The sequence below is a fragment of the Methylosinus sporium genome (assembly GCF_003113265.1).
GTDB lineage: Bacteria > Pseudomonadota > Alphaproteobacteria > Rhizobiales > Beijerinckiaceae > Methylosinus > Methylosinus sporium.
Genome location: NZ_PUIV01000005.1, coordinates 89898 through 114963, shown reverse-complemented (window position 1 = coordinate 114963; position 25066 = coordinate 89898). Strand labels below are relative to the sequence as shown.

Sequence of the window (25066 nt, the reverse complement as noted above, 5' to 3'; positions counted from 1 at the left end):
TGCAGCGAGCATGAATCTCCCGTCCCGCAGCGCCCTCCGATCAGAACTCCACGCGCAGCGAGCCCAAGAAGGTACGCGGCGCCCCGGTCATGATCGTCGTGCGGCTGCCCGCCGAAGGGTAATAGACCGTGTCGGTGATGTTTTTGACGTTCAGTTGCGCGGTGACGTTGAAACCGGCGACCGTCGTCGTATAGGCGATCATGCCGTTGAGCAGCGCATAGCTCGGCAGGACGAAGGAATTCGCCGGGTCGCCGAGCTGGTCCGAGCTCACATTGACGCCTCCCGCGACGCTCAATCCGCGCAAATCGCCGTCGGCGTCATATTTGACCCACAGATTGCCATAGTTGCGCGGGCTGCCCGGCAGAATGCTGCCGGCGACCGCGATCTGGCGATTATAAGCGGTGACGGGATCGGTGGCGGTGCCGATGATGGTTCGCACATCATTATGGGTGTAATTGGCGATGACGCTCCAATTGTCGTCGATGCGCCCGGTCAGATCGAGCTCGAAGCCCTGGCTGCGCGCCTTGCCGATGGTGAGCGTGTTGGCCGCATTGCTCGGGTCCGTCACCGGGACGTTGGTCTTGGTGATGTCGAAATAGGCCATTGTGAGCAGCAGCCGCTTGTCGAAGAATTCGGCCTTGAGGCCGCCCTCGAATTGCTCGCCTCTCTGCGGCTGCAAGGTCAGACCTTGCGTCGTGACCTGGTTCGCGCCCAGCGACTGCGTGAAATTGCCATAGACCGACAACCAGGGCCAAGGCTGATAGAGGACCGCGACTCGCGGGCTGAAGCCTTTGTCGTAGCTCGCCCAATAGGTCGCGTTCGCGAGTGCGGCGGAGGTGCGGTAGCGGCTCTGCCATGTCTCCGCCCAGTCGTATCGCCCGCCGAGCAGCACATGAACCGTGTCGTCGAGGAAGGAGATCATATCCTGCGCATAAACGCCGGTCCATTTCTGCCCGAGGACGGTGTATGTCTGCGCCTGGGCGAGATTCTCGAACTGCCAATAGTTGGGCGCGTAGATGTTGACCGAACTGCCGAGAACGGACAGGCCCGCATACATCGGCGTGAAATAGTTGAAATAATCGAAGCCGGCCAGGATCGAATGCTCGAGCGGGCCAGTCGTGAACTTTCCCTTCAGATCGAGATTCGTCGCGAAATTCTTATCGGTGTAGCCCGGGAGATACGTCAGAAAGCGAGAGAGAACGCCAGTCGCCTGATTGAATCCGAACGGGAATCCATTATTGGTCTGATATCCCGCATTGGAGTAGCTGAGACGGTTCGTCAGGCTCCATCCCGGCAGGAAATCATAAGTCCAGTCAAAGGCGATGCGCTTCTTGTCCATATTGTCGGGAAATCGCGCGGTGATGAAGGCCGGCGAGAGATAGCGGCTGCGCGGAATATTGGCCGGGCCTCCGGCGACGGCCGGATAGATCGGAAAATCGTCGACCCAGGTTCTATTGTCGTATTCGAAATCGATGTTCATCCGGAACTGTTCGATCGGATGCAGCGTGATCGTCGGCGCCAGAAAGACGTTGCGATCGTTGATGACGTCACGATAGGAGCCGGAGCGGAAGAATTCGCCGTTGAAACGATAGAGTATGGATTTGTCGTCCGTGACGGGCCCGGTCGCGTCGACGATCGTGCGCGTCAGCCCGTAGGAGCCGATCTGCTGCTCCACCGAATAATAGGGCGTCTCCAGCGGGCGCTTGACCACCATATTGACGAGACCGCCCGGCTCCATACGGCCGAAGAGCATGGCCGCCGGGCCTTTCACGACGTCGAGCGACTGCAGATTGGTCGTATCGAAATGCCGAAAGCGAAACTCCAGCAATCCGTTCTTGAAAGTGTTGGCCTGGAAGCCGCGAACCTTGACCACATTGTCGAAAAAATTCGGCGTGAGAGTGACGCCGCTGACATTGGAGACGAGAGCGTCTCTGAAAGTGATCGCTTGCTGGTCATCCATCGTCTGACGCGTCACGGCCTGAATGGACATTGGCGTCTGCATCAGCGGAGCATCGGTCTTCAAGGTCGTCGGCGCGGTCGCGCTGGGCCTGTATCCGGTCGATCTGTCTCCCGGCCCCTGCGCGCCCGCCGCCGCGGGCTTCACCTTCCCCCTGTCGGCGCCGATGTCGATCGCCGGCAGCGACTCCGCACCGATCGCGTCATTCGTCACGCCGCGATCGTTCTGCGCCAGTATGATCGACACGGTCTTGCCCTTGGCGGCGAAGCGCCACGACAATCCCGTTCCCGACAGCAGACGGTCGAGCCCTTCGTCCACCGCGAAATCGCCGTCGAGCCCCGCCGTCCTCAATCGCCCGGTGACGTCGGCGTCATAGAGAATCTGCAAGCCGTTGAGATCGGCGAAAGCGTTCAAGGCGCCCGGCAGCGGGCCGGAAGGGATGCGATAGTTCTGCACGAGGCCGGAGCGCTCCTGCGGCGAAATAGCCGCCTGCGCCGGCGAGTCCGAAACTCCCGAACCCAGCGTCAGAGCGCCGATCGCGGCGATCGCCAGCGTCGAACCGATCCTTGCTTCGCCCGTTCTGAAACCGTTGCGTTTTTCCCGACCCGCCATCTCGCCGCCTCTTCCGTGCCGGGGACGGTTTTCGCCCCCTGTCTCGCGCCTCCACGCGGCAGACGGCGAAAAAGGAGGTCGGCGCGAAAAAATATTTCTCGCGCCGCGGCTATTCGTGCACGATCGTCAGATATTTGGTGACATGGGTCGCATGGAGGCCGAGCGACGTCTCGATCTCGTCGAGCGCGGCGATCGGGTCCTGGGCGTTGAACACGCCGGTCACGCGCCGCGCCCTCAAGGCTGGATCGGCAAAAAAAACGAAGCCGCGATGATAGCGGCCGAGCGCGCGCACCACCTCGCCGAGCGGCCGATTTTCGAACATGAGCTTGCCGCGCCGCCAGGCGGTGGCGCGCGCGAGATCGACGGGCTCGGGCGCCTCGGCCGCCTCGCCCGGCCCATAGGCGCTCTGCCGCCCCTCTTCGACCGTGACCGCGCCGCCGCCGCCGGCGACGCGCACGCTATGGCTCGTCACAGTCACGCGCGCGCGGCCGTTCTCTATGGCGACGTCGAAAGCCGTGCCCAACGCGGTCGCGGTTCCGCCCGCCGCCTCGACGACGAAAGGCCGCGCCGGATCGGGCGCGACATCGAACCAGGCCTCGCCCACGATCAGCGTCACCCGCCGCTCGCTCTGGGTAAAGTGAAGAGCCACGGCGCTGAGCGAATCGAGCTCCATGCGGGAGCCGTCGGCGAGCGTCGCCTGCCGCGTCTCGCCCGCGCCGGTGAGGACGTCCGCCGTGAGCCGCAGCGCGATCTCATCGGCGAAGAACAGCGCCAGAAGAGCGAGGCCCGCCGCCGCGCCCGCCTTGCGCCGCCGGCGCTTCGTCTTGCGCTGGGGCCCTGCGCCCGGCCAGCGCGGAGCCATGAAATCGCCGAGCGCGGCGAGCGTCTCATAGGCGGCGCGATGGGCGTCGTCCGCGGCGAGCCAGGCCTCGAAGGCGGCCTGCTCCTTGCGCGAGAGCGTCGTCTCGTTTCGCCGCAGCCACCAATCGATCGCCGCCTCGCGAATGGCGGATTTCGTCTTCGACATCACCTCACCCGTCGCAGAGACGCGCCGACGCCCGAGGCGAGCGAGCGGCGGCCTGCCCCGAACACCACGCGCGAAACGGCGAAAAAGGAGGTCGCTCGCGCAAAAATCTACTCCAGCGCCGCCCAGCAGCGCGCCATGGCAAGCCGCATGTGCTTTTGCGCCATATTGCGCGAAACGCCCAGCCGCTCGGCGATCTCGCCGAGGCCGAGCCCCTCGCGCATATAGAGGAGAAAAACGTCGCGGCAGCGCGGCGGCAGGGCGTCGACGGCCTCGCGCAGCAGGCGCCATTTCTCCTCGGCCTCGAGGCGGGCGTCGGGCCTGGCGCCGGTCGCGACGGCCATTTCGGCGTCGGCGTCGAAATCGACATATCTGGCCTCGGTGCGGCGGCGGCGGGCGTGATCGCGCGCCAGATTGACGGCGATGCGCTGCAGCAGCGAGGGCGGATCGGCCGCCAGCTCGAAACGCTCGCTCCGCAACGCGCGAGCAAAGGTCTCCTGCAGCAGATCGGAGGCGTCCTCGCGCCCGACGCGGCGCGCGAAATAGCCGATGAGTTCGCGCCGGCTGCGCAGAAACAAACGAGCGAAGAATCGCGATTTCTCATCCGACATCGACTATGTCCGGCGAGAGCCGACGCGCCCGGGAACGGTCGCGCATCGGCGAGAAATTGGCGAGGCCGCGCGGGCGAAGGCGCGGATGATGGCGAGACGGGCGGCGCCTTGCGCCGGATCAGCCGAGAAAGGGCGGCGCTCGCGACGACCAGGGACGAGCCGGCGCGGGACCATGCGCGCCGCGCTCGGCCGCGACGCCGAGCGTCATCGTCTCGCCGGGAGCGACGGGAAGCAGCATGGAGAGGACGGCGCCGATCAGCGGCGCGAGGCTCGCCATTCCGAGCGAGCAGCATTGCGGATGCAGCGGGCAATGCGGCCCCGGCGCCTCGCCCGGATGCGCAGCGCCGCCGCAATCGGCGGAGGCGAGCGCGAGGCCCGGCGGGGCGTGATGCGCATGGGCGGGGCCGATCGCGGCGAAGAGCAGAAGCGCTTGCAGCAAGGCCGCGAGAACGGCGATCGGAACGATCGTCGCTCGCCACGAAAAACCTCTGCCGCGCAAACCCGCCATAGGGAACGATCCGGCGCCGCGCGATCGATCGGCGAGGGCCGACGAAAATCCGCGTGGGAGGGATTCCTAGAACGCAGCGTTACGGCAAGTCAACGGGCGGGGACAATCGGGTCGGGTGAGCGAGAAGCGGCGCCAGAAAGGGCCTCATGAGGCTGCCGGGCGGTCCTGCCGGTCTCGTTCCGGCCAGGAGGTCGCGTGAATTGGACGATATGTAAATCCGCGCCCCCTCGCCGTAGGCGCTTCAGAAGATCCACGAGAACGCCTATAGATGCTCGATGCTCATCCGCCTTGCCTCCGCAGAAGATCGCGCAGAAATCTGGTCGATCGTCGAGCCGGTGATCCGGGCCGGCGAAACCTATACGCTCGACCGAGAAATGAGCGAGGATGACGCGCTCGCCTACTGGCTCGGCGCGGACAAAGAAACCTTTGTGGCCGAGGAGAACGGCGCGATCCTCGGAACCTATTACATGCGCCCCAACCAAGCGGGCGCTGGGCGCCACGTCTGCAATTGCGGATTTATGACGCGCGGCTCGGCAGCCGGCCGAGGCGTCGCGCGCAGAATGTGCGAGCACTCTCTGGAGCACGCGCGAAGCCGAGGCTATAGGGCCATGCAATTCAACTTCGTCGTCAGCGCGAACGAACGCGCCGTGCGCCTGTGGCGATCGTCGGGCTTTCAGATCGTCGGTCGGCTGCCGCTCGCTTTTCACCATCCTACCCGCGGTTACGTCGACGCGTTCGTGATGTATCGGCGCCTATAGCCGAGGCGCAGCCTTCGAGAACATCGAAGCCGCCGCCCTTTCCCGCCCAGGCGCCCGCGATCGCCCGCGCGAGCGGGGCGAGCGGCGGCGGTTCGGGAGGCTCGCGCCCGTAGAGCGCGCATTCGAGCGCCGCGAGCGCCGGGCCTATGTCCGCGCGCGCGGCGATCTCGCGCCAGCGTTCGGGATCGGCCTGCGCCAAGCGGGCGGCCGCGTGGCGGAAGGCGGCGGCGTCTTTCGCGCGGGCGGCGCGGCGCAAGGCTCCGAACTCCCTCGGACGGCGTGCGAGAAGTCGCGCCGGGAGAGAGCCGAGCAGCAGGACGAGAGCCACCGCGCCGACGAAGCTCGCCAGAGCGGCGATGAGCGGCTGCGGCGCGGTGAGGCCGGGGCTCTCGCGCAGCCGCGCGGCGACCCGCTCGCGCCCCGCCTCGGCGAAGGCGACGCGCCGCTCCGGCGCCAGCGCCTCGCGCATCCGCCGCGTCGCAACGTCGAACCAGGCGATGCGGATCGCCGGCGCGAAAGCCGGGACCGCCGACACCGGGCGCACGCTCCAGCGATAGACGGCATGGGCGATCGGCCCTTTGTCGGTCACGATGGTCCGCCGCTCCACCGGCGCGGCGAAAGTGATAATTCCCGGCGCGCGGAAATTGGGCAGCGCCGGCAGCCGGTCGGCGGTGACGCCCTCGGCCTCCACAGTCAGCGTGCGCCGCGCCGTCTCACCGAAGGGGATTTTATCGGGAGCCGGCTCCCAGGCGTCGGTCATGCGCAGGCTCTTCGCCGGCAAAAAATTCTCGCTCGGCGGAACGAGAGCGTCACGCGCGCGCACCTCGATTTGGAGAGGCGCGGAGACATATTCGGCCTCGACCTTGCCGCTCTCCTCTATGCGATAGGCGATGCGGCGCTTGAAGGGCGGGATGGTCAGCCGTCCGGCGCGCAGCGGATAGATCATCAGCACGCGCTCGACCACCGGCGTCCAGAAACCGTCGATCATCTCCTCGCTGGAGGCGTCGACGCCGAATTGCTGCCAATCGAAATCGACGAGCGAGGGCTGGATGATATGATCCAGCAGCACATGGCCGCGTATGGCGGAGCGGATCACCAGCCGCAGCGGCTCGCCGACATAGGGCGTCTCAGTGGAGATTTCCGCTTGCGTCTCGACGCGCAGCTCGACGCGGCCGAAGGGCGGCTCCTCCTGCGCGGCGGCGCGCGAGAAGGGGAGAAGCAGCAGGCAAAAAAGCAGGACGAGACGCGTCGCCATCAATCGTCCTCCTCCAGCGGGCCGCCGCCGGCGCGCAGCCGCCGCGCCTTTTCGGCGGCGATGCGCAGCTTCAGAAAGCGGCCGGGATCGTCGTCGAGATTTTGCAGCCAGTCGGCGCTCGGCCGCACCGAGCGCGCCTCCAGCCGGCGGCGCACGCGGCGGTCGCGCTCGTGCAGCAGAGCAGCGACGTCGATCCTCTGCCCGCCGGTGCGGCCGGCGCCCTCCGAGGCTCCGACAGCGCCCGTCGCGCCGGCGCCGCTCTCCGCCGACTCCTCCTGGCCCTTGCCAAGCTTCGAGGCTTTGGCGCCGCCGCGATCGCCCGGCCGCGAACTCGTCTCGCGCTCGCCCGCGGCGCCCTCCCCGCCTCCACCCTTGTCGTCGTCGAGACTGCCGAGCGCGCGCTGCCGGCCCATGGCCGGCGAATTGGCCCTGGCGTCGCCGCCGCCGCTCTCGCGCTCGATCAGGCCGAGCAGCAGCGATTTGTTGTAGGAGGCGTCGTCATCGTCGGGATCGGCGCGCAGCGCGCGATCATAGGCGGCGACGGCCTCCTTGTAATGTCCAGAGAGCGCCAGCGCATTGCCGAGATCATAGGCGCTGTCGGCATCGCGCGCGAAAGCGGCGGCCGCCTCCTCGAAGCGCCCGGCGGAATAGAAGGCCGCGCCTTTCCAGGCCGGATCGGCGAAGACATTCGCCGCGGCGGAGGCGAGCCCCGAGGCGAGAAGCGCGCGGCCGCCGAGCTGTCGACCGAAGCTGCAGCCAGCGACGAGAAGCGATAAAATAAGGAAAAACAGGGCGAGCCCGAAGGCTCGCGGTCCGAGGCGCGGCGCCTCACTCCTACGACGATGCGCGCTCAATCGCCCCTCCCGCGCAGAGCGAGCAGCAGCGGCGCCGCCGCGAGCAGAAGGACGAAGCGCCCATAGTCCCGCCACGCGAGCGCTCGCAATTCGCCGCTGCCGATATGGGCGACGCCGCGCGCCTCTATCGCGCGCGCGATCTCCTGCGGATGCGCCGCGTCATCGGCGCGCCCGCCTCCGGCCGCGGCGAGCGATGTCATCGCGGCGCGGCCCGAGGAATCGCGCGCATCGGCGCCGGAGCGGGCGGAAACAAAGAGGCTGTGCACTCTGTGTCCTTCGCGCGCGAGCGCGGCCGCGAGACGTTCGGCGCGCGCATCTAACCCCTCGCCGTCGCAGATCAGCGCGACATCGGCCGTCAAAATCTGCGTCTCGCGCAGCAGATGGCGGGCGAAGGCGAGCGCGCGGTCGGGCTCTGCTCCGCCGTCTGGAACGGTCCGATCGTCTATTGCGAAGAGCAGGGATTGGAGCGATTTCGCATCGTCGGTGAGCGGGCTCGCGAGATAGGCGTCGCCGGCATAGAGCACGAGGCCGAGCCGGCGCGCGCCGGAACGCTCGATGAGATATTGCGCCGCCGCCACGCCCTGCGGCAAGCGCTCGGCGCGCGACACGTCGAGCAGGATCAACGTGGCGTCGAGATTGCGAAATTGTTCGGCGCCCGGAGTTTTCATCGCGGGCCCGCAGAGCGCGAGCGCGATGAGCGCGACGCCGACAAAAAGCGGGCCGTCGCGCCGCGTCGCGCCGGCGATTTTGTGACGACGCGAAATGACAGCGAGGAGCGCCGGATCGATGACGCGGCGCCAATCGCCGAGCGCATCGCGACGTCGCGTCGCGACGAGAAGCAGAGCCAGCGCCGGCAAAGCGAGCAGCCAGAGCGGGCGCAGCAGAGCGTAATCGCCGAAGTCGATCATCGCCGCTCCCTCGTCGCGAGCGCGAGCGCCGTCGCCGCGAGGAAAGCGAGCGCGCCCGGATAGATCCACAGCTCGCGATAGATGATCGTCGGCGGCGCCGGCGCGGGGCTGGCGAGCAGCGCCTCTATAGCGCGCGTCGCAGCGTCGAGCTCCGCGCCTGTGCGCGCACGAAAGGCGGCGCCGCCGCCGATCTCGGCGATATGTTGCAAAGCGACGAAATCGACGGCGTCCGTGTCGGCCGGATCGGCGACAGTGTCATTCACGCCGAGGCCGATGGTGAAGATGTCTACGCCCATGGCGCGCGCCAGTTCGGCGACGGCGACGGGCTCGCTGGAGCCGGCGTTATTGGCGCCGTCCGATAGGAGAATCACGACGCGCGACGGCGCCGTCGAATCGGAAAGACGCTTCAGCGCGAGACCGAGCGCTTCGCCGATCGCTGTGGAGCGGCCGACGAGGCCGATCTCCATTTCCTCGAGCGCGGCGCTCACCGCGCGAAGATCGAAGCTCAGCGGCGCCGCAGCGAAAGCGGTCTCGGCGAAAACGACGAGGCCGATGCGATCGCCGGCGCGACGGCGTATCAGCTCCGCGCCGAAATGTTTCAGCACGGCGAGTCGGCTCGCGGCGGCGCCGTTCAATTCGAAATCGGTTTTCGTCATGCTGCCGGAGAGATCGAGCGCGAGCATGATGTCGCGACCAGCGGCCGGCAGAGCGGCGACGGCGCCCGCGATCCGTGGTCCCGACAGTGCGAGCACGAGTCCGATCCAGGCGAGCGCTCGGATGATCGCGGACCGAGAGAGACGCGATCGGCTCGTCGAAGCGCCGGCGCCGAGCCGCTCGCGCATCGTCGCCGGCAATGGCAATCCGCCGCCCGGCGCCGCGTCGCCGCCGAGCAGAAGGCGCAGCAGCCAGGGCGCCGGCAAGAGAATGAGAGCGAGAGGCGTCGCCAGTTCGAGCCCGCTCATCGATCGAGCCTCGACAAGAGTTTTTGCAAGGCGCGATCCAGCGTCTCGCTCGGATCGTCGGCGCGCGGACGATAGAGCGCGTCGCCGAAAGCGCGGCCCTCCCCTTCGCTGAACAGGGTCGTCGCGAAGAACCTATCGAGCCGCGCGAGCCAAGCGTCGCCATGGAGACGCGCGGCGCCGCCATCGAGCGCGCCGACGAGATCACGCAGCATTTTCGCTTGCGCCGCGAGTCGCTCCGGGGCCGGCAGCGCGCGCGTATCGGCGAGAGAAGCGAGCGCCGCGCGACGCAGAGGCCGGCGATGCTCGCGCCAGAACCGCAAGGCGAGCGCCAGCATGGCGCCGGCGAGGGAACCGACGAGCGCCATGAGCAGAATCTCCGCCGCTCCATCCGGCGGCGGCGCGCGCAGGGGCCGCAATTGCTGGAGCAGATCAGACGGATCGGCCATCGAAACGCTCCATATCGAAACGCTCGAGAAGGCGGGCGACCGCCTCGGCCTCGAGGCCGGCGTCGACCTCGAGCGCACGTGCGCCGAGCCGGCGCAGACGCGCCGGCCGCTGGTCGGGCGCCGGCGCCGCGCCCTGCGCAATGCGCAGCGTTCCCTCTTCCTCGCGCGTGCGAAACGGATAGAGGCCGGGCGCCGGCGCCAGCTCGAAACGATCGGCGATCAGCAGCACGGAGAGATCGCGCCGCCGCGCGAGGCGCGCGGCTATGGCGTCGAAAGCCTCGCCCGGAAAATCCAGCGCGCTGGCGAGACTGACGGCCGATGATCCGCCGACGCTCTCCATTTGCTCGAGCGCCGCGGCGAGCGACGGCCCGGCCGCTTCGCCATTGTCCGAGAGCGCCGCGCGATGCGCCTCGACGAGCGCGACGATGAGCGGCGGAAGGCCGCGCGCGCCCGCCGCCCAACCGAAACAGCGCGCCCCATCGGCGCCGATCGCGCAGAGGCCGACACGGCCGCGCTGCTCGATCACGCGCCAGGCCGCGGCGACGGCGGCCTCCGCCGCCGCGACGGAGCGAAAGGCGCGGCGCGTGCCGAACAACATGGGCGCCCGAAAATCGACGAGAAAAAGCACGGAGCGCTCGCGCTCGTCGTGAAAGCTACGCACGTGCGGCGCGCCGGTGCGGGCGGTGACGTTGCGATCGAGGTTTCGAATATCGTCGCCGTCCGACCAGGGCCGAACATCATAGGTCTCCGCGCCGCGACCGCGCCGACGCTGCGCCAGACCGCCGAAAGGCGCCGCCGCGGCTGCTCTTTGCGCGCCGCTGCGCGCAAAGAGCAGCCGCAGACGCATCAAGGCTTCGACGTCGAGATCGACGCCGACGACGCGCTCCTCCGCCGCGCTCATGCAGGCGAAACCATTTCGAGATAGGCGCGAATGACGTCGCGCGGCGTCTCGCCCTCGGCCAGCGCGCGCCAGCCGAGAATGGTGCGGTGCGAGAGAACGTCGACGGCGAGCGCGCTCACATCCTGCGGCGCGACATAATCGCGCGCATCCAGAAAGGCGCGCGCCTTGGCGGCGGCGGCGAGCGCCAGAGTGCCGCGCGGCGAGGACGGATGCGCGATCTTCGCCGCGAGCTCCGGCGCGACGCCCGCATCGCGCGGCGCGGCGACGAGGCGCACGATATAATCCTTCACCGCCGGGGAGAGATGAACCGATCGCGCCGCATGACGCGCGGCGGCGATCTCCTCCGCCTCCAACGCCGCAGGCGGCGCGACGGCCTCGCCCTGATCCTCGCGCTCGACGAGATCGAGAATGCGGCGCTCCGTCGCGACATCGGGCAGAGCGAGCTCGACATGAAGCATGAAGCGATCGAGCTGCGCCTCCGGCAGCGGAAACGTGCCCTCGTGCTCTATCGGATTTTGCGTCGCGACGGTCATGAAAGGATCGGGCAGCATATGGGTCGCGCCGGCGATGGTCGCCTGACGCTCGGCCATGGCCTCGAGCAGCGCCGATTGCACTTTGGGCGGCGCGCGATTGATCTCATCGACGAGCAGCAGCGAATGAAAGATCGGCCCCGCCGAAAATTCGAAGACGCTTCTGTCCTGTCGCCAGATCGACGTGCCGGTGATGTCGGCGGGCATGAGGTCAGGCGTGCATTGAATGCGCGCGAAAGTAAGATCGCAAGCGCGCGCGAGCAGCTTGACGGCGCGCGTCTTGGCCAATCCCGGCGCGCCCTCGAGCAACACATGGCCGTCGGCGACGAGGCCGATCAGCAGGCGCTCGACCAGCGCATCCGCGCCGATGAGGCGAGATTGCAGATATGTCCTGATCTCCGCGAACCGGGCGCCCGGCTCGCCGACCCGGCCTCGAGAGGAAAAGCGAAGCGGTTCCATAGGATTCATGCGTTTGTCCATCGGACTCTGTGGCGCGGCGGCAAAAGACTTTCGCCTCTGCGGCGCGCGCTGTCGAGGGACAATTATCTAAATTAGATGGGCAATTTTCCCGTTTATTCATAGAATTCCGTCCAGGTCGGGGCCTCTGGCGGTCCCGCCGTCCCGGCGCGCCGTCGGCGCGGCGGCGAGAGCGCGGCCTATTGACGCGACAATTCCAATATTTATACCATGCGAGACGAACGGTCGTTTCGACGTCCGTTCGGACTGTTTTCGCGGCCGTAATGCTTTATCACCGCGTCCCGCCCCCAATGGCGCGCGAAGATTCCGGACCTTTCGGACGCGCCCGAAACGGCGCTTTCTCGCACGGAGAAACATAATGTCCCCTGGCGAGACGAGCGCCTTTCTGGTGGACCAGGCCTCGCTTCGCACGTCGCACGGGCTCGACGAAGCGACCTTCGCCGATGTGCGCTTCGTCGGCGCGGCGCTGTCTCCGCGCGTGCCGGAAATGATCGAGGACTTCTACGCCTGGCTGCACGGCTTCTCCGATTTCGCGCGTTTTTTCGTGGACCCGCACGTCCTGCGGCGCGTGAAGGCGCAGCAGCAGAGCTATTGGACGGATTTTCTCGCTGCGGAGGTCGACGACGCCTATGTCGAGCGTCGCCGCGTCATCGGACGGACCCACGCCCGCATCGAGCTCGGCCTGCTCATCTATCTGCTCGCCATGGAATATGTCTCGGCCTGGCTGCGCCGCGCGATCGAGACGGACGAGCGATTGCGCGAGAACCAGACCGCCGCTCTGTCGGTGCGCAAGCTGATCGCTTTCGACTCGGCGGTCGTCGTCGACACTTACGGCGCGCTGACGGCGCAGAACCTCGAGGATCACCGCGAGCGCCTGCACCATGTCGCCAGCGTGATGCGGGCGGTGACGGAAGGCGATCTCGAACGCCATATAGAGCTCGCCGGCCCCGGCGATATTCTGGGGCTTTCGCTCAATGAGCTCGTCGACAGCCTGCGCAGCGTCGCTCGCGAGATGGAGGCCATCGCCGGCGGCGATTATTCCGCGCAGCCGGCGCCGCGCAGCGAGAAGGATCAGCTCGGGAAATCGCTGCAGACGATGACTCGGGCGCTGCGCGAGGCCGCGGAGCGCAACGAGCGCCAGATGTGGCTCGCCGAGAACGAAACCGCGCTCGGCCAGGCGATGAGCGGCAATCCGACGATGCGCGAGCTGGCGCATCGCGTGCTCTCGCTGCTGTGCCGGGCGCTGAATGCGCAGGTCGGCGCGCAATATGTGGTCGAGGACGGCGGCGCGACGCTGCGGCTCGCCGGAACCTACGCCGCCGCCTCTGGAATGCGCGAGCGATGGCGGCTCGGCGAGGGGCTGGTGGGCCAGGTCGCTCTGGAGAAACGGCGTCTGATGGTGAGCGACATTCCCGAGGACGGCTTCGCCATCCATTGGGGCCTCGGCGAAACGCCGCCTCGCCATCTCGTGATCTTTCCGCTGCTGCACGAGGGCGAGACGCGCGGCGTCATCGAGCTCGGCGCGATCACGCCCTTTTGCGAGAAGCGCCTCGGGTTTCTCGATTGCGTCACGACCAGCGTCGGACAGGCGATCAGCTCCGCCGAGGCGCGGGCGCGCATAGGGCAATTGCTGGAGGAATCGCGCGCGCAAGGCGAAGAGCTCACGGCGCAGCAGGAGGAGTTGCGCCAAGTCAACGACACGCTGGAGGAGCATACGCGGGCGCTCGAACTGCAGAAGGAAAATCTGCTGGCGACCGAAGCGGCGCTACGGCAAAAGGCCGAGGAGCTCGAGCGCACGAGCCGCTACAAATCGGAATTTCTCGCCAATATGTCGCATGAGCTGCGCACGCCGCTCAACAGCTCGCTCATTCTGGCCAAGCTGCTCGTCGACAATCGCGACGGCAATCTCGCGCCCGAGCAGATCAAATATGCGCAGAGCATCTATTCGGCCGGCAATGATCTTCTCGTGCTCATCAACGACATTCTCGATCTCTCCAAGATCGAGGCCGGCAAGATCGAGCTCGATATAGAGCCGACGGCGATCGCGCCGCTGCTCGCCGATCTCGAACGCCGTTTCGAGCCGCTGGCGGCGGAGCGACGGCTGCAATTTTCCGTCGTGATAGAGCCCGGCGCGCCCGAGACATTCGACACCGATCGCCAACGCCTGCAGCAGATTCTCTCCAATCTGCTCGCCAACGCCGTGAAGTTCACCGAGCGCGGCGGCGTGCGCCTCACCGTGCGGCGAGAGGATTCGCAGCGCCTCGCCTTCATCGTGGAAGACACCGGCATCGGCATAGCCGAGGATCAGCAAGAGGCGATCTTCCAGGTCTTTCGCCAGGCCAATGGCGCGATCAACCGCCAATTCGGCGGCGCCGGCCTCGGCCTCTCCATCTCGCGCGAATTCACCGAGCTGCTGGGTGGCTGGCTCGCGGTACGCAGCGCGCCGGGACGCGGCAGCATATTCACTCTGCTGCTGCCGCTGCGCGCCGATGGCGGGCCGATCCGGCCCGTCGCGCGGCGCGAAGAGGCGCCGCCGCCCGCCGCGGAACGCGCGCCGGCGCCGATCGCCGACGACCGCGACGCCATCGCCGATTCGCGCCGCATCGCGCTGATCGTCGAGGACGATCCCGCCTTTGCGGAAATCCTCCGCGATCTCGCGCGCGAGCTCGGCTTCAAATGCATCGTCGCGAGCGCGGCCTGCGATGCGCTGCTGCTGGCTCGGCAATTCCGGCCGGAGGCGGTGGTGCTCGACATCGGGCTTCCAGATCAATCGGGCCTCGCCGTGCTCGAGCTTTTGAAGCGCGACTCGGCGATCCGCCATACGCCCATCCATGTGGTTTCGGTGCATGATTATCAGAAGGTTGCGCTGGAGATGGGCGCTGTCGGCTACATATTGAAGCCGGCCAAGCGCGAACAGCTCGTCTCGGCTTTTCGCCTGTTGGAAGACCGGATGCAGCGCGAGAAGAGATCGATCTTGATCGTCGAGGACGAAGGCGTTCAGCGCGCCGCGCTGATCGATCTTCTGTCCTCTGCCGATGTGGAGCTCGTCGCCGTCGCGACGGCGGAGGAGGCTCTGCGCGAGGTCGCGGCGCGCGCCTTCGACTGCGTCGTTCTGGATCTGATGCTGCCGGGCGTCAGCGGCTTCGAATTTCTGGAGCGCATGAGCCGCGACGAGACGCTCTCGGCGCCGCCGGTGATCGTCTATACGGCGCGCTCGCTCAGCATCGACGAGGAGCAGAAGCTGCGGCGACTGTCGAAATCCGTCATCGTCAAAGGCGCGCGCTCGCCGGAACGCCTCATCGAAGAGACGACGCTGTTCCTGCATCAGGCGGAATCTGAGCTGTCTCCCGCACAGCAGCATATGCTCGAGATCGCGCGCCGCCGCGACAGCGTGCTCGACGGCCGCCGCCTTCTGCTGGTCGAGGACGACGTCCGCAATATATTCTCGCTGACGGCCGTGCTCGAGCGCGAAGGCGTGGCGGTGCAGATCGCCCGCAACGGCAGAGAAGCGCTGGAGCGCATCGATCGCGATCCGGCCATCGACCTCGTGCTGATGGATCTGATGATGCCGGAGATGGACGGGCTGGCGGCGATGCGCGCGATCCGCGAACGCGAGGACAAGGCCGCGCTGCCGATCATCGCTCTGACCGCCAAGGCCATGCCCGACGACAGAGCGCAATGTCTCTCGGCCGGCGCCAATGATTATATCTCGAAGCCGATCGATATAGAAAAGCTCTTGTCGCTGATCCGCGTCTGGATACCGAAATGATCGCTCTCGATTCCGACGAGAAAGCCGAGATTGAGCTCGACCTCCTGTTGGAGGCCATCTACCGGCTCTATCAGCACGATTTTCGCGGCTATGCGCGCTCCTCGCTGCGCCGGAGCGTGGCGCGGGCGCAGATCGCGCTGCGCTGCGCGACCATCACCGATCTTCTGGACCGCATCGTCCACGATCCCGGCGCTTTCGCGGAGGCGCTCCGCTATCTGACGATTCAGGTGAGCGATCTCTTTCGCGATCCCAGCCACTATCGGCATATGCGCGAGACCGTCGCGCCGCATCTCGCGACCTATCCGTCGCTGCGCATTTGGGTGGCGGGTTGCGGAACCGGCGAGGAGGCCTATTCCATCGCCATTCTCCTGCATGAGGAGGGGCTGCTCGAGCGCGCGCTGATCTATGCGACCGACATAGACAAAGAGAGCATGGCGATCGCGCAGGCCGGCGCCTATGAGCTCTTCCGCATGAGCGGCTTCGCCGAAAATTATCGCCGGTCCGGCGGACGCGCGTCGCTCTCCGATTATTTCATCGCCCGCGGCGCCTGCGCGAGCGTCGCCCCCTTCCTAGAGCAGCGCATTTTGTTTTGCGACCACAGCCTCGCGACCGACGCCGCCTTTGCGGAAATGCACCTCATCTCCTGCAGAAACGTGCTCATCTATTTCGATAGGACCTTGCAGGATCGCGCGATCGGATTGTTTCGCGAATCGCTCTGCCCGCGCGGCTTCATCGGCCTCGGGTCGAACGAGTCGCTCGCCTTTTCACGTCATGCGGCTTTTTTCGAACACCTTTCGACCGACGAGCAAATCTATCGGGTGAAATGATGAGAGCGATCGAAAACTCCTCGAACCCGTCCGGCCGCAGGCGCCCAGCGGCCGCCGATTTCGACGCCGGCGGCGCAGGCAAGCTTCCAGTCGTGCTCATCGTCGATGATTTCCCCGAGAATCTGATCGCTATGGCGGCGATGCTGCGCTGCGACGAATTCGAGATCGTCACCGCGCAATCGGGCCGCGCCGCGCTCGACATTCTGCTCGAAAAGAGCGTCGCGCTCGCCATCATCGACGTGCATATGCCGGAGATGGACGGATTCGAGCTGGCGACTCTGATGCGCGGCGTCGAGAAGACGCGCTATGTGCCGATCGTCTTCGTGACGGCGCATTCGCCCGACGTCTCGCGCATGTTCAAAGGCTATGAGGTCGGCGCCGTCGATTATCTGTTCAAGCCGATCGACGAGCAGGTGTTGCGCAGCAAGGTCGACGTCTTCGTCACGCTGGAGCGCCAGCGCCAGCAGCTGTTGCAAATCGAGCGGATGCGCGAAATGTTCGTCGGCATTCTGGGGCATGATCTGCGCAATCCGCTGCAGAGCATTCTGACCTCCGCCGAGCGTTCGCTCACCAAGGCCGAAGACGACGACCACCGCAAGGCGCTGCACATCATTCGCCAGAGCGGCGGCCGCATGGCGCGGATGATCGAGCAGATTCTCGACCTCACGCGCATCAGAATGGGCGGCGGCCTCGCCATACGCCCCGCTCCGGCCGATTTTCGGCGCATCGTCGAGCAGATCGCCGATGAATTCGCCGGACGCGAGAGCCGGCTTCGCCTGGATTTCGACGGCGACATGCAGGGAGCCTGGGACATAGACCGCATTCTTCAGCTCCTGTCCAATCTCGTCGGCAACGCCGTCGAGCACAGCCCTGCGGGCGCGGCGGTGTCGCTGCGAATCGACGGCGTCTCGGCCGGCTGGCTGGCGATCGACGTCTGCAATGAAGGACGCGGCGTGCCGAGCGCGCTTCGCGACGCGCTGTTCGAGCCATTCGCCAGCGGCGACCGCCTGCGCGGGCTCGGGCTCGGACTGTATATCTGCCGGCAGATCGTGCTGGCGCATGGCGGAGCGATCGAATTCGAATCGGACGATGCGCAAGGCACGCGCTTTCACATTCTGTTGCCGCGCCACTGCACGAGCGAGCACCGCCCCCCCATCGACATCCACGACGACGCCCGCGCAGTGGCGCGCCCGCCGCAGCGCCGCAATGGAATCATCCTCATCGTCGATGATGATCCCGATGTGCGCGATTCGCTCGAGCTGCTGCTGACGACAGAGGGCCATGACGTTCTGGCCGCGGCCGACGGCGATGCGGCGACGCGGATCGTCGTCGATGGACGCGCGCGGCCGGACATGGTGATCATCGATTATCATTTGCCCGACGGCGTTCACGGCCCCCATGTGGTGCGCCGTCTGCGCGAATTGCTCAATCACGATCTGCCCGCGCTGGTGCTGAGCGGCGGGCCGGCGGACGCCGACCGCATCCCGCTGCAGAACAGCGCGCATCTCGGCAAGCCCGCGGACGTCGAGCGGCTGATCGAGACCATACAGAAATTTCTCGCGCAGGCCGCCGAGCGATCATGAGCGCCGTCAAACGGCGGCGGCGACGAGCCGCGGGCGAATCTTCGCGGTGAAATCGTCGAGACTCGCCAGCGCGCGCGGCTCATTCGCGGTCGCCGGCTTCAGCAGCAGCGAGCGAACGCCGAGGCGCCGATGAATGTCGACGATCTTCTCGGCGATCTCCTCATATCCGCCGATCAGCGAACGCTCGACGATCTCCGCCGGATCGAATGAGGCCGGAGCGTTCTGCGCGAGAAAGATGCCGCGCATACGATCCGCGAAGCGGGCGATGAAAGGCAAAGCCTCGTCGAGCGCGCGCTCGCGCGTCTCCGCAACGTAATAGAAGCGCGCCAGAGCGAGACGCGGATCGGCGCCCGGCCCCGTCGCGCGATAGGCGGCGACCGCCTGCTCGATCTTGGCGATCGGCGCGGGCGAGGCCGCCATCAGGCCGAAGCCCTTGCGCGCCGCATATTCGATCGCTGACGGCGTCGATGTGGCGATCCAGGTCGGAAGCGGCTTTTGCAGCGGCTTGGGACAGAACGCGAGATCGTCGACCTGAAAATGCGCGCCGGAGAAAGTGACGCGATCCTCATAGAGCAGGCGCTCGATCAGCTCGAGCGCTTCCAGCGTTATGTCGCGCGTCTCGTCCTCGGCGGCGTGAAAATGCTTGTTCTGCGCCGGAAAGGGCCCGCCCCTGGCGACGCCGAAATCGAAACGGCCATTGGAGAGAACGTCGATGGTCGCGACATCCTCCGCCACCTGAATCGGATTGCGGAAAGCGAGCAGCACCGCCGCCGAGCCGAGCCGCACGCGCGAGGTGACGCCTGCGAGATATGAGAGCAGCGTCAAGATCGATGGGCTGACGGCGTCATCGTCGAAATGATGCTCGGCGACCCAGGCGTCCTCGAAGCCAACCTCCTCCGCGCGGCGCACGAGACGCGTCTGCGCGTCGAAGCAGGCCTTATAGTCGCGGACAGGGTTCTCATAGGTGCAGAACACGCCGATGCGCATGGCGATCGGGACCTCCTCGCCACGCTATATAGGGTAGCTACATAGCTTAGGCCGCGGTCTCGCCTTCGGCAAGCGGCCGATTGCGCAAATTTCGAGCGAGGAAGCGCTGTCACGATTGTGTCATCTAACAAGGCTGTGTGTGCGCGACGCCTCCTCTCCTCCGCCAGCGCCACAGGCCGATTCGAATGGACTTCTCCCGCCGCTTCACTTTCCTCTTCTCCGCGCCCAATTTCGAGGCCGATGACCTCGAGGGGCTGCGCGTCAATCAGATCATCGCGGCGATCGAGAGCATGGGCTTTCAGGTCGTGCGCGCGCGCCGCGTGGAGGACGCCGAGATCGTCGTGCAGACCGACGCCGCCATCGGCTGCCTCGTCGTCGATTGGGGCAAGAAAGGCCTCGAGGGCAAGACGGCCTCGCTCATCGATCTCATGCGCAAGCGCGGCCTCGAAATGCCGATCGTGCTGCTCATTCGCCGCAAGCGCTTCGAGGATATTCCGGTCGAGGTGTTGGACTTCATCGACGGCTATGTCTTCCTCGCCGAGGAGACGCCTGAGTTCATCGCCAAAAATCTCGTCTCGCGCCTGAAGCAATATGCGGAGACGCTGAAGACGCCTTTCTTCGGCGCGCTGGTCGATTATGCGGAGGAGGGCAATCAGCTATGGACCTGCCCCGGCCATAATGGCGGCATTTTCTACAGCCGCAGTCCGATCGGCCGCATCTTCATGGAGCATTTGGGCGAGGCCGTGTTCCGCGACGATCTCGACAATTCCGTCGTCGAGCTCGGCGATCTATTGACCCATGAAGGGCCAGCGCTCGCCGCGCAAAAGGCGGCGGCCGAAATCTTCGGCGCGGAGAAGACCTATTTCGTTCTCAATGGCACATCCTCCTCCAATAAGGTCGTGCTCACCAATCTGGTCGCCGAGGGCGATCTCGTGCTGTTCGACCGCAATAATCACAAGGCCGCGCATCATGGCGCCCTGCTGCTCGGCGGCGGCGTCCCGATCTTTCTGCCGACGACGCGCAATGCGCATGGCCTCATCGGCCCGATCGAGCACGAGGCCTTCGACGAGGAGAAATTGCGCGAGCGCATTCGCGCCAATCCTCTGGTGAAGGACAAGGACGCCTGGCGCAAGGAGAGGCCGTTCCGCGCCGCGGTCATCGAGCAATGCACCTATGACGGCACCATCCATAACGCCGAATGGATCGTCGGCAAAATCGGCCATTTGTGCGATTACATTCTCTTCGACGAAGCCTGGGCCGGCTTCATGAAGTTTCATCCGCTCTATGAGCGGCGCTATGCGATGGGGCTCAAGAACCTCACCGAGGCGTCGCCCGGAATCGTCGCGACGCAATCGACGCATAAGCAGCTCGCCAGCTTCTCGCAGGCTTCGCAAATCCATGTGCGCGATCGCCATATAAAGGGCCAGCGGCGGCGCGTGGAACATCGCCGCTTCAACGAAGGCTTTATGCAGCACGCCTCCACCTCGCCCTTCTATCCGCTGTTCGCCTCGCTGGATGTCGGCGCGCAGATGATGAAGGGCCGCTCCGGCGAGCTTTTGTGGGACGACACGATTCGGCTCGGCATAGAGCTGCGCAAGAAGCTGCGCGCCGTGCGGCGCGAATTCGAGGCCAAGGAGCAGGACCCGGCGCGGCGCTGGTTCTTCGATCCTTTCGCGCCCGATTGGGTCTCCATTCCAGACGCCGCGCGCGAATCGGGCGCGCATCGCGTTCCCTGGGAGAGCGTGTCCACCGATCAGCTCGCGCGCAATCCCGAATTCTGGGCGCTCGCGCCGGATGCGCGCTGGCATGGATTCTCCAATATGGCGGCGGGATTCGCCATCACCGATCCGGCCAAGCTCACTCTGCTGACGCCGGGCTTCGATCGAGAGACCGGCGCCTATGCCGATCATGGAATCCCGGCGCCGATCGTCGCGCAATATTTGCGCGAGAACCGCATCGTGCCGGAGAAGAACGACCTCAACTCTCTGCTCTTCCTGCTGACGCCGGGCGTCGAATCCAGCAAGGCGGGCACGCTCGTCTCCTCGCTCGTCGCCTTCAAGCGCCTGCATGACGATAATGCGCTGCTGCAGGACGTCATTCCCGAATTCGTCGCACGCCGCGCCGCGCGCTACAGGGGCGTGCGGCTGCGCGATCTCTGCGCCGATATGCATCGCTTCTTCAAGGAGGCGAACGCCAGCGCTCTGCAGCAGGCGCAATTCCGGCAGGAGCATCTCCCCGAAATGGCGATGACGCCGCGTGAGGCATATCTGCGCCTCGTGCGCAATGATGTGGATTTCCTGCCGATCGACGAGATCGAAGGCCGCATAGCGACGACGCTCTTCGTCATCTATCCGCCGGGCATTGCGACGATCGTTCCGGGCGAGCGGCTGGGCGCGCAGGCGCGGCCCATGCTCGAATATTTGCGCATGTTCGAACGCAGCGCCAATCTCTTCCCCGGCTTCGATTATGAGATCCAGGGCCTCTACAAGCAGTGGAACGGCGAGGCGAAGATGCGGCTCTACACTTATGTGGTGCAGGAATGAGCATGACAGAAGCGAGCGCCGAACGCGCGACGATCCTCGTGCGCCCCTCGCGCGACGAGGATGTCGACGCCATGCTGGCGATCTATCTGCAGCATGTGCGCAAAGGGCTCGATCCATCCGAGGCGCCGCTCTACGAGCCGCCGCAGAAGGAGGATTTGAAGCGCCGACGCAAGAATATGGGCAATCATCGCCTGCCGCATCTCGTCGCCGAGCATGAGCGCGCCGTGCTCGGCTACGCCTATGTCGTGCCGTTTCGTAAGCGGCCGGCCTATCGCTACGTCGTCAAACATTCGATCTATGTCGATCCGCGCCATCTGCATCGCGGCGTCGGCCAGCTGCTGCTGCAAGCGCTCGTCGATTCCTGCGCGGCGGCGGGATTTCGGCAAATGATCGGCTATGTCGACGCCTCCAATGAGGCGTCGCTGAAGCTGCATGAGGCGATCGGCTTTCGGCAGGCCGGATATCTTTCCGGCGTCGGCTTCAAATTCGGCCGCTGGACGGATTCGGTGATCTTGCAGCGCTCGCTCGGCCCGGGCGCGGCGACGCCGCCCGATGCGCGCAGCTGACGCTGCGGGCGGCGCGGCGGTCATGCTATGATCCGCGCATGATTCCGCTTCGCCGCCTCCTGCCCTTCGCCCTCTCGCTCTTCTTCGCCTCGCCCGCGGCTGCGGCGACGCGCAATCCTTGTCAGGATGTGGAGGATGCGGGCGCGAGCTACACCATCTGCGTCTTCGACACGCGCGGCGATTCCATTCGCCTCTTCCTCGCCGATGCGAAAGGCGAGGTCTATGGCTCCTTCTCGGCGCTCGACGCCGCGCTCGCACAGAAGGGCGAAAAGCTCCTCTTCGCGATGAACGCCGGAATGTATGACGAGCGGCGCCTGCCGATCGGACTCTATGTCGAAGGCGGCCATATGGAGAAAAGCGCCAACACCCATTCGGGCGTCGGCAATTTCCATATGAAGCCCAATGGGATTTTCTGGGTGGAGGGCGCGCGCGCCGGCGTCACCGAGACGCAGCGTTTTCTCAAAGAGCGGCTGCATCCCGCCTATGCGACGCAATCGGGGCCGATGCTGGCCCTCGGAGGACGCATTAATCCGCGTATCCATGAGAGCGGAACGTCGATGAAGATCCGCAATGGCGTCGGCGTGCGCGACGGCCATATCGTCGCTTTCGCCATCTCCAACCAACCGGTGACATTCCACGCTTTCGCGACTCTCTTTCGCGAGCGCTTGAAATGTCCAGACGCGCTCTTCCTCGACGGCTCGATCTCAGCGCTCTATGCGCCTTCGCTGTCTAGGCACGATCGCTTCCGCCCCATGGGGCCGATCGTCGGCGTCGTCGAACGGGCGCGCTGACGCGCGCCGCTCACGCCGCTTCGTTGACGGTGAAGGCGCCGACGAAATCCGGGTCCGCGAGAATCTCGCCCGTCTCCCACAGCAGATAATCGCCGGGGCCGGCGATGCGGAAGCGGCCGAGGTCCGGCGGCAAGCGGACCTTGCGGCCGGCGTCCTTGCCTTCGAGCTCTATATCGACGCCGGTTCCGTCGATCGCGGCGATCGTGCCGAACATCTGGCGCAGCACCTTGCCATGCGGCGTCACGCGGGTGAGACCGATGAGCGCGCGCTTGCCGATCATATGCGCGCGAGCCTCGCTCCATTCGCTCCTGCCGAGTTCCATTGTCCTCTCCCATCGCCAATTGTTGCACGGCGTCTCTATGCGCAGAGATCCCATGATCGAGATCGTCATTGATGTGCGCCCGCGCACGCGCCGGGCGGGGACGGAAGATCACGCTCCCATCAGCGCGCCGATGTGAGCGGCGACGCAGGCGGCGAGGTCGTCCGGCCGATAGCCGCCCTCGAGCAATGAGACGACGCGCCCGTCACAGCGGCGCGCGGCGATCTCTGCGAGGCGCAGCGTAAGCTCGGCGAAGTCCTGTCTTTGCAGGCGCAAGCCGCCGAGAGGATCGTGCAAATGCCCGTCGAAACCGGCGCAAATGAGGAGGATGTCCGGCGCAAAATCGTCGAGGCGCGGGAGAATCGCCTGCGTCCAAGCCTGCGCGAATTCCACACCGCCGGAGCCTTTGGCGAGCGGGACGTTGACGATGTTGTCATGCGCGCCGCGCTCGCTCGCGGCGCCGGTGAAGGGATAATGCGGCGATTGATGCGAGGAGCAATAGAGGACCTTTCGGTCCGACCAGAAGATATCCTGCAATCCATTGCCGTGATGCACGTCGAAATCGACGATGGCGACGCGCTCGGCGCCATGGGCCGCGATGGCGTGATGCGCCGCGATGGCGGCATTGTTGAAGAAGCAGAAGCCCATTGCGGCGTCGCGCGTTGCATGATGGCCGGGGGGGCGCATGGCGACGAAAGCGTTGCGGGCGGCCTTGCGCATCACCGCGTCGACGGCGAAGGTCGCGGCTCCGGCGGCGCGCAGCGCGGCCTCGAGCGAGCCCGCGCTCATGACGATATCGGGACCGAGCGTCGCGAGCCCGCTTTGCGGCGCGGCTTTCTCGAGACGCTCGAGCAGAGAAGGCGCGTGAACGGCGAGTATCGCCTCGCGTGCAGCTGCCGGGGCTTCCGCACGGCGCAGCGCGGGGAAATGATCCGCATCCAAGGCGGCGGCTATGGCGCGCAGCCGCTCGGGCTGGTCGGGACGGCCTGCGCCGACCTCATGCGCGAGGCCGGAAGCGTGGGTGACGACGAGGGTCGACGATTCCGAGGCGACAGCGCGCCCGATCATGGCCATGGGCGCCCCGAAGCAGAGCGCGCGACGCGTGAGCGAAACGGTCACGCCGCGCTCGCTTCCCCGCCTGTCTCCTCGATCACTTTCAGCAAATCTGGCTGGCGATCCAGCAAAAGAAGCAGATTGCTCATCGCCCGGCTGACGAGAATGTCCCCGGCCTCATATTTTTGAAAAGCGTTGGCGCCGCCGCCGATGATCTCGCTGGCGCGCTTCTGCGTGAGCCCGAGCTTCTTGCGGATGCGGCGGATGTCCTCGGCCTGCAGCAAACCTTCGGCGCGCGCCTTCAAGCGGCACAGCGCACGATCGGAGACCTTCATATCCTCGCCGGAATGCAGCGCGTCCTCATCATCCTCGCCATACCAGCCGGGCATATCGATGCTGACGGAGAGCCCTTTGTAGCGCAGCTCCAAAGGGCGGACATCTCGTTTCAGAGTCCGGCCCGTCAATGGCGATATGCGCTCATCCATCGTCTTTCTCCTTGAACGACAACAGAATGAATTCGGTCACGACGTCGTCGCTAAACTTTACATAGATCACGCCCGCGGATGACGGCGTGCGATAGACATCCTGCCATTGACGATGATTGGCGAAGGACGTCATCGACTTGTAAAAATGCCGCCGCTCCATGCTCCTAATAGTCGCAGCGATCTCGATGCGTCCGAAGCCGAGGCGCGCCGCAGACGTCAGCGCCGCGCGGGTGATCGTCAGCCGATCCGGGTCGCCACAAATTTGCTTGAAGCGCGCGAGGTCATGCGACGGCTTCCGCTTCTCAGACATAGAAAACTACCATAGTGGTGTTTCTGACGC

The 25066-nt window shown here is 65.9% G+C and carries 23 protein-coding genes; 7 read left to right on the top strand and 16 right to left on the bottom strand.

Annotated features, from left to right (window positions below; all coding sequences use genetic code 11):
* Positions 1 to 40: 40 nt before the first annotated feature.
* From C5689_RS05575 to C5689_RS05560, 4 genes are all read right to left on the bottom strand, one after another.
* Positions 41 to 2569: a TonB-dependent siderophore receptor gene (locus C5689_RS05575; protein WP_108916280.1), complete on the bottom strand. Its 2529-nt coding sequence runs from the start codon at positions 2567 to 2569 to the stop codon at positions 41 to 43.
* A 109-nt stretch (positions 2570 to 2678) separates the two neighbouring features.
* Complete coding sequence (locus C5689_RS05570; RefSeq protein ID WP_108916279.1) at positions 2679 to 3596, bottom strand: FecR family protein; 918 nt, start codon at positions 3594 to 3596, stop codon at positions 2679 to 2681.
* 107 nt (positions 3597 to 3703) lie between these two features.
* Positions 3704 to 4204, bottom strand: a complete 501-nt coding sequence (locus C5689_RS05565; protein ID WP_108916278.1) for an RNA polymerase sigma factor — start codon at positions 4202 to 4204, stop codon at positions 3704 to 3706.
* A gap of 118 nt (positions 4205 to 4322) precedes the next feature.
* On the bottom strand, positions 4323 to 4712 hold the full coding sequence (locus tag C5689_RS05560; protein ID WP_108916277.1) for a hypothetical protein: 390 nt from the start codon (positions 4710 to 4712) through the stop codon (positions 4323 to 4325).
* Positions 4713 to 4987: 275 nt separating this feature from the next.
* Here C5689_RS05560 and C5689_RS05555 point away from each other — a divergent pair, with 275 nt between their 5' ends.
* The gene (locus C5689_RS05555; RefSeq protein ID WP_108916276.1) at positions 4988 to 5470 is read left to right on the top strand and encodes a GNAT family N-acetyltransferase; all 483 of its coding nucleotides are present in this window, start codon (positions 4988 to 4990) and stop codon (positions 5468 to 5470) included.
* Here C5689_RS05555 and C5689_RS05550 read toward each other — a convergent pair.
* Genes C5689_RS05550 through C5689_RS05520 form a run of 7 tightly spaced genes read right to left on the bottom strand, consistent with a single transcriptional unit; the run spans position 5424 to position 11785 of the window.
* The gene (locus tag C5689_RS05550; protein ID WP_108916275.1) at positions 5424 to 6725 is read right to left on the bottom strand and encodes a BatD family protein; all 1302 of its coding nucleotides are present in this window, start codon (positions 6723 to 6725) and stop codon (positions 5424 to 5426) included. The two genes, C5689_RS05555 and C5689_RS05550, sit on opposite strands and share 47 nt — an antisense overlap.
* Positions 6725 to 7579: a tetratricopeptide repeat protein gene (locus C5689_RS05545; RefSeq protein WP_158271762.1), complete on the bottom strand. Its 855-nt coding sequence runs from the start codon at positions 7577 to 7579 to the stop codon at positions 6725 to 6727. The genes C5689_RS05550 and C5689_RS05545 overlap by 1 nt, the downstream gene beginning before the upstream one ends.
* The gene (locus C5689_RS05540; RefSeq protein ID WP_146188325.1) at positions 7576 to 8487 is read right to left on the bottom strand and encodes a VWA domain-containing protein; all 912 of its coding nucleotides are present in this window, start codon (positions 8485 to 8487) and stop codon (positions 7576 to 7578) included. The genes C5689_RS05545 and C5689_RS05540 overlap by 4 nt, the downstream gene beginning before the upstream one ends.
* Positions 8484 to 9449: a VWA domain-containing protein gene (locus C5689_RS05535; protein ID WP_108916272.1), complete on the bottom strand. Its 966-nt coding sequence runs from the start codon at positions 9447 to 9449 to the stop codon at positions 8484 to 8486. The genes C5689_RS05540 and C5689_RS05535 overlap by 4 nt, the downstream gene beginning before the upstream one ends.
* Complete coding sequence (locus C5689_RS05530) at positions 9446 to 9895, bottom strand: DUF4381 domain-containing protein (RefSeq protein ID WP_108916271.1); 450 nt, start codon at positions 9893 to 9895, stop codon at positions 9446 to 9448. Before C5689_RS05530 ends, C5689_RS05535 begins: the two co-directional genes overlap by 4 nt.
* Positions 9879 to 10796 carry a DUF58 domain-containing protein gene (locus tag C5689_RS05525; protein WP_108916270.1) on the bottom strand — a complete coding sequence of 306 codons (918 nt, stop codon included), beginning with the start codon at positions 10794 to 10796 and terminating at the stop codon, positions 9879 to 9881. The genes C5689_RS05530 and C5689_RS05525 overlap by 17 nt, the downstream gene beginning before the upstream one ends.
* Positions 10793 to 11785, bottom strand: coding sequence for an AAA family ATPase (locus C5689_RS05520; RefSeq protein WP_108916356.1), 993 nt, complete (start codon positions 11783 to 11785; stop codon positions 10793 to 10795). The genes C5689_RS05525 and C5689_RS05520 overlap by 4 nt, the downstream gene beginning before the upstream one ends.
* A gap of 376 nt (positions 11786 to 12161) precedes the next feature.
* Here C5689_RS05520 and C5689_RS05515 point away from each other — a divergent pair, with 376 nt between their 5' ends.
* The 3 genes from C5689_RS05515 to C5689_RS05505 are packed head-to-tail and all read left to right on the top strand — an operon-like array spanning position 12162 to position 17982.
* A complete protein-coding gene (locus tag C5689_RS05515; protein ID WP_108916269.1) occupies positions 12162 to 15572 on the top strand; it encodes a response regulator in 3411 nt (1136 codons plus the stop codon).
* A complete protein-coding gene (locus C5689_RS05510; RefSeq protein ID WP_108916268.1) occupies positions 15569 to 16399 on the top strand; it encodes a CheR family methyltransferase in 831 nt (276 codons plus the stop codon). Before C5689_RS05515 ends, C5689_RS05510 begins: the two co-directional genes overlap by 4 nt.
* Entirely contained in the window at positions 16399 to 17982 is a 1584-nt protein-coding gene (locus tag C5689_RS05505; RefSeq protein WP_244594597.1) for a hybrid sensor histidine kinase/response regulator, read from the top strand. Before C5689_RS05510 ends, C5689_RS05505 begins: the two co-directional genes overlap by 1 nt.
* Positions 17983 to 17988: 6 nt before the next feature.
* Here the strand turns inward: C5689_RS05505 and C5689_RS05500 are convergent, their stop codons facing one another.
* Positions 17989 to 18969, bottom strand: coding sequence for an LLM class flavin-dependent oxidoreductase (locus C5689_RS05500; RefSeq protein ID WP_108916266.1), 981 nt, complete (start codon positions 18967 to 18969; stop codon positions 17989 to 17991).
* 185 nt (positions 18970 to 19154) lie between these two features.
* Here C5689_RS05500 and C5689_RS05495 point away from each other — a divergent pair, with 185 nt between their 5' ends.
* The 3 genes from C5689_RS05495 to C5689_RS05485 are packed head-to-tail and all read left to right on the top strand — an operon-like array spanning position 19155 to position 22869.
* Complete coding sequence (locus C5689_RS05495) at positions 19155 to 21512, top strand: Orn/Lys/Arg family decarboxylase (protein WP_108916265.1); 2358 nt, start codon at positions 19155 to 19157, stop codon at positions 21510 to 21512.
* Complete coding sequence (locus C5689_RS05490) at positions 21509 to 22078, top strand: GNAT family N-acetyltransferase (RefSeq protein WP_108916264.1); 570 nt, start codon at positions 21509 to 21511, stop codon at positions 22076 to 22078. Before C5689_RS05495 ends, C5689_RS05490 begins: the two co-directional genes overlap by 4 nt.
* Before the next feature lie 38 nt (positions 22079 to 22116).
* Positions 22117 to 22869, top strand: coding sequence for a phosphodiester glycosidase family protein (locus C5689_RS05485; RefSeq protein ID WP_108916263.1), 753 nt, complete (start codon positions 22117 to 22119; stop codon positions 22867 to 22869).
* Positions 22870 to 22879: 10 nt separating this feature from the next.
* On the opposite strand, the gene C5689_RS05480 is transcribed toward C5689_RS05485, so the two are convergent.
* From C5689_RS05480 to C5689_RS05465, 4 genes are all read right to left on the bottom strand, one after another.
* Entirely contained in the window at positions 22880 to 23191 is a 312-nt protein-coding gene (locus tag C5689_RS05480; RefSeq protein WP_108916355.1) for a hypothetical protein, read from the bottom strand.
* Between the two features lie 108 nt (positions 23192 to 23299).
* On the bottom strand, positions 23300 to 24262 hold the full coding sequence (locus tag C5689_RS05475) for a histone deacetylase family protein (protein ID WP_108916354.1): 963 nt from the start codon (positions 24260 to 24262) through the stop codon (positions 23300 to 23302).
* A gap of 41 nt (positions 24263 to 24303) precedes the next feature.
* Positions 24304 to 24726 carry a type II toxin-antitoxin system MqsA family antitoxin gene (locus C5689_RS05470; RefSeq protein WP_108916262.1) on the bottom strand — a complete coding sequence of 141 codons (423 nt, stop codon included), beginning with the start codon at positions 24724 to 24726 and terminating at the stop codon, positions 24304 to 24306.
* Positions 24719 to 25036 carry a type II toxin-antitoxin system MqsR family toxin gene (locus tag C5689_RS05465; RefSeq protein ID WP_108916261.1) on the bottom strand — a complete coding sequence of 106 codons (318 nt, stop codon included), beginning with the start codon at positions 25034 to 25036 and terminating at the stop codon, positions 24719 to 24721. Before C5689_RS05465 ends, C5689_RS05470 begins: the two co-directional genes overlap by 8 nt.
* Positions 25037 to 25066 lie beyond the last annotated feature (30 nt).

Excerpts from the sequence above, each read along its gene's own strand:
- C5689_RS05575 (WP_108916280.1), bottom strand. The coding sequence starts at position 2,569 with ATGGCGGGTCGGGAAAAACGCAACGGTTTCAGAACGGGCGAAGCAAGG.
- C5689_RS05570 (WP_108916279.1), bottom strand. The coding sequence starts at position 3,596 with ATGTCGAAGACGAAATCCGCCATTCGCGAGGCGGCGATCGATTGGTGG.
- C5689_RS05565 (WP_108916278.1), bottom strand. The coding sequence starts at position 4,204 with ATGTCGGATGAGAAATCGCGATTCTTCGCTCGTTTGTTTCTGCGCAGC.
- C5689_RS05560 (WP_108916277.1), bottom strand. The coding sequence starts at position 4,712 with ATGGCGGGTTTGCGCGGCAGAGGTTTTTCGTGGCGAGCGACGATCGTT.
- C5689_RS05555 (WP_108916276.1), top strand. The coding sequence starts at position 4,988 with ATGCTCATCCGCCTTGCCTCCGCAGAAGATCGCGCAGAAATCTGGTCG.
- C5689_RS05550 (WP_108916275.1), bottom strand. The coding sequence starts at position 6,725 with ATGGCGACGCGTCTCGTCCTGCTTTTTTGCCTGCTGCTTCTCCCCTTC.
- C5689_RS05540 (WP_146188325.1), bottom strand. The coding sequence starts at position 8,487 with ATGATCGACTTCGGCGATTACGCTCTGCTGCGCCCGCTCTGGCTGCTC.
- C5689_RS05535 (WP_108916272.1), bottom strand. The coding sequence starts at position 9,449 with ATGAGCGGGCTCGAACTGGCGACGCCTCTCGCTCTCATTCTCTTGCCG.
- C5689_RS05530 (WP_108916271.1), bottom strand. The coding sequence starts at position 9,895 with ATGGCCGATCCGTCTGATCTGCTCCAGCAATTGCGGCCCCTGCGCGCG.
- C5689_RS05525 (WP_108916270.1), bottom strand. The coding sequence starts at position 10,796 with ATGAGCGCGGCGGAGGAGCGCGTCGTCGGCGTCGATCTCGACGTCGAA.
- C5689_RS05520 (WP_108916356.1), bottom strand. The coding sequence starts at position 11,785 with ATGGAACCGCTTCGCTTTTCCTCTCGAGGCCGGGTCGGCGAGCCGGGC.
- C5689_RS05515 (WP_108916269.1), top strand. The coding sequence starts at position 12,162 with ATGTCCCCTGGCGAGACGAGCGCCTTTCTGGTGGACCAGGCCTCGCTT.
- C5689_RS05510 (WP_108916268.1), top strand. The coding sequence starts at position 15,569 with ATGATCGCTCTCGATTCCGACGAGAAAGCCGAGATTGAGCTCGACCTC.
- C5689_RS05505 (WP_244594597.1), top strand. The coding sequence starts at position 16,399 with ATGAGAGCGATCGAAAACTCCTCGAACCCGTCCGGCCGCAGGCGCCCA.
- C5689_RS05500 (WP_108916266.1), bottom strand. The coding sequence starts at position 18,969 with ATGCGCATCGGCGTGTTCTGCACCTATGAGAACCCTGTCCGCGACTAT.
- C5689_RS05495 (WP_108916265.1), top strand. The coding sequence starts at position 19,155 with ATGGACTTCTCCCGCCGCTTCACTTTCCTCTTCTCCGCGCCCAATTTC.
- C5689_RS05490 (WP_108916264.1), top strand. The coding sequence starts at position 21,509 with ATGAGCATGACAGAAGCGAGCGCCGAACGCGCGACGATCCTCGTGCGC.
- C5689_RS05485 (WP_108916263.1), top strand. The coding sequence starts at position 22,117 with ATGATTCCGCTTCGCCGCCTCCTGCCCTTCGCCCTCTCGCTCTTCTTC.
- C5689_RS05480 (WP_108916355.1), bottom strand. The coding sequence starts at position 23,191 with ATGGAACTCGGCAGGAGCGAATGGAGCGAGGCTCGCGCGCATATGATC.
- C5689_RS05475 (WP_108916354.1), bottom strand. The coding sequence starts at position 24,262 with ATGGCCATGATCGGGCGCGCTGTCGCCTCGGAATCGTCGACCCTCGTC.
- C5689_RS05470 (WP_108916262.1), bottom strand. The coding sequence starts at position 24,726 with ATGGATGAGCGCATATCGCCATTGACGGGCCGGACTCTGAAACGAGAT.
- C5689_RS05465 (WP_108916261.1), bottom strand. The coding sequence starts at position 25,036 with ATGTCTGAGAAGCGGAAGCCGTCGCATGACCTCGCGCGCTTCAAGCAA.